At 36.3% G+C, this 2513-nt stretch carries 4 protein-coding genes; 1 reads left to right on the top strand and 3 read right to left on the bottom strand.

The window, feature by feature from the left end; translation table 11 throughout:
- Window positions 1-61: 61 nt before the first annotated feature.
- On the bottom strand, window positions 62-775 hold the full coding sequence (locus AC52RT_RS00610) for an SGNH/GDSL hydrolase family protein (RefSeq protein ID WP_495538958.1): 714 nt from the start codon (window positions 773-775) through the stop codon (window positions 62-64).
- A gap of 150 nt (window positions 776-925) precedes the next feature.
- Between AC52RT_RS00610 and AC52RT_RS00615 the strand changes: the two genes are divergently transcribed.
- Entirely contained in the window at window positions 926-1426 is a 501-nt protein-coding gene (locus AC52RT_RS00615) for a GNAT family N-acetyltransferase (RefSeq protein WP_495538959.1), read from the top strand.
- Between the two features lie 28 nt (window positions 1427-1454).
- On the opposite strand, the gene AC52RT_RS00620 is transcribed toward AC52RT_RS00615, so the two are convergent.
- Window positions 1455-2192 carry a class I SAM-dependent methyltransferase gene (locus tag AC52RT_RS00620; RefSeq protein WP_495538960.1) on the bottom strand — a complete coding sequence of 246 codons (738 nt, stop codon included), beginning with the start codon at window positions 2190-2192 and terminating at the stop codon, window positions 1455-1457.
- A 106-nt stretch (window positions 2193-2298) separates the two neighbouring features.
- A partial coding sequence (locus AC52RT_RS00625; protein WP_495538961.1) for a response regulator occupies window positions 2299-2513 on the bottom strand: 215 nt, incomplete at its 5' end.

Below are 2513 nucleotides of genomic sequence, written 5' to 3' on the forward strand. Positions count from 1 at the left end.
AATTAGTAAAACGTAAAAAAAGCTATCCGAAAATGTCATGACATTTGCGCATAACTTTTTATTATGATTCACGGAAGTCATTTTTCTCTAATATACGCTTTGTAATTAATTCATACCCTTTTTGATTGGGATGGAGAGAATCAGAAAAATAGTCTTTTTTCGATTTATTTTTGAATAAATCGTTCGTAGGAATATAAGTGATTCGTTCGTCACTCTCTACAATATCAGCAATCGTATGATCCCAATCGACAATATGCTTTTCAATCGCGTCACGATCTTCTTGAGGATTATACAGACCAATAACTGAGATAGGTGCCTCTTTATTTTCTTTTTCTAAAATCGATATTATTTTCTTGAAATGACTGATGTATTCTGTTTTAGCTTGCTTAATGTCCTTGTCATGAACCTGCTTCAGATCACCGCCATTAGCATTTATGAAATCATTGGTTCCAATAAAGACAATGAATTCTTCTGCCTTGTACAGCTTTGTATTTATTTCAAGATCATTTAACTGCTTTAACACACCATCTGTTTCTTGTCCTGGAATACCATAATTCCAAATTTTCACCTTAGGTTTTTCTCCATCTTGATTTAACTGCTCTTCCAATCCGTCTACATAGCCTTCTTGACCCTTTTTATCACCTTTTCCATGTGTGAGAGAATCACCAAAAGCCATTACTATTCGATCTTCTTTATTATTTTCCTTTTTCTGAAATTGAAAGATTACGGTACAAATCAGTACCAAAATAATTAAAAAAATTGCTGTTTTTTTCATGGGTACACTCCTCTGTAACATGCCAATGATGTTTTTTATTCTATACCCTTTTTTAATAGAACAAACACTTTCTCTACTAAATTCAACTAGCATAATTGGAATTATTCCCGTATGATATCTTTACATCAATTTAATAGGGAGCTAATATCTATGAGCATGATCCAATTTAAGCACGCAGAACTTAATGATTTACCTCGTATTATCGAAATTTACAACTCGACAATCTCTTCACGAATGGTTACCGCCGACTTAGATCCAATTACACCAGAGTCACGGCTCCCATGGTTTCATGAACACAACAAAACCAACCGCCCTCTATACGTCCTTTTACAAAACAAAATAATAGTAGGCTGGATTAGTTTTCAATCTTTTTATGGCAGACCTGCCTATCACGCAACTGCTGAGATTAGTATATATTTAGACGAAGTATGCCGAGGACAAGGTGTCGGACAACTAGCCTTAGAAAAAGCGATAAACGAATGCCCCTCGCTCGGAATTAAAAATTTGCTAGGGTTTATATTTGGTCATAACCTTCCAAGTATTCGTTTGTTTTCAAAGTTCGGATTTGAGCAATGGGCTTGTTTACCTGATGTTGCTGAACTTGACGGTGTTGAACGTGATCTGATTATCCTCGGAAAAAGAATAGATTAACCTATGGCTGGATTGGAGATATACGCTCTTATCCATCCTTCTCGCAGTTCATCAGTAAAATGACAGGCACTCTCACTCTCCGAAGATATTCTTCTTCACTAGTAAAATATTTCCGCTGAGGGGTGCATTCTTTTAAGGTGGATACCCTAAATCCGCAGTCATTGACGATACGAAAATATTCCTCTGTAGTCCGGTGATATTTAATAACATCTTTCCCCATCCATTTTTCTGTTCGATCCCCCATTTTAAAATAATCATCGACTACCCAAGAACTTCTTTTCTGCTCCCCCTCTGGATGATTAATAGAAGAAGTAAGAATTGGATGCTGTACACTAAAAATGAAGTGGCCGCCTGGTTTTATTGAACGATGTATCTGTTGGACTACTTTTTGTAAATCCTCCAGATAATGAAGTGCCAATCTAGATATAACAAGATCATAGGACTCGCTAGGAAAATCCCATTCTTCCATAGAAGCCAAGTGTATACGGCTATTTTTAGATGTTATGGTTTGTTGTGCTTTTGCGACCATATTAACGGAACCATCTACACCTTCATAAAAGCTGCACCCGCCTTCAAGAAGTTCCTTCCCAATTTCTGCATCCCCGCATCCTAAATCCAACACCTTTTTCCCCTTTACTTCACCTATTAACTGAAGCAATACGGGTTTTTCAAGGATATTATTAGGGCTCGCTTGCCTTTGTCGCCTCATTAAATAGGTACTTAAAAAATCATCATTATCATAAACAGAAGATCCTCTATACTCCATGTTATTTCCTCCTCAATAAAGCTCCCGTTATTTATTCGAGAAAAAAAACAAATGTCCTTTAATTACATAAAAATACCCCGCCATGCTTTTCGATAACGGGGAATTCTTATACTAGGTCTTCACTTAACCAAACTCTAATTACTGATAATAATTGATCAAGCTGAATTGGTTTACTGATATAGTCATTTGCACCAACAGTCAAACATTTCTCTCTTTCGTTATTCATGGCTCTAGCTGTAATAGCTATTATAGGTAGAACCTCAAATCTTTTCTGTTTTCGGATCGCCTGAATGGTTTGATAACCATCCATTTCCGGCATCA

It is taken from the genome of Peribacillus sp., assembly GCF_059453735.1.

What these genes read in the sequence shown, in the direction of transcription:
- AC52RT_RS00610 (WP_495538958.1), bottom strand. Translation starts at nt 775, where the DNA reads ATGAAAAAAACAGCAATTTTTTTAATTATTTTGGTACTGATTTGTACC.
- AC52RT_RS00620 (WP_495538960.1), bottom strand. Translation starts at nt 2,192, where the DNA reads ATGGAGTATAGAGGATCTTCTGTTTATGATAATGATGATTTTTTAAGT.
- AC52RT_RS00615 (WP_495538959.1), top strand. Translation starts at nt 926, where the DNA reads ATGAGCATGATCCAATTTAAGCACGCAGAACTTAATGATTTACCTCGT.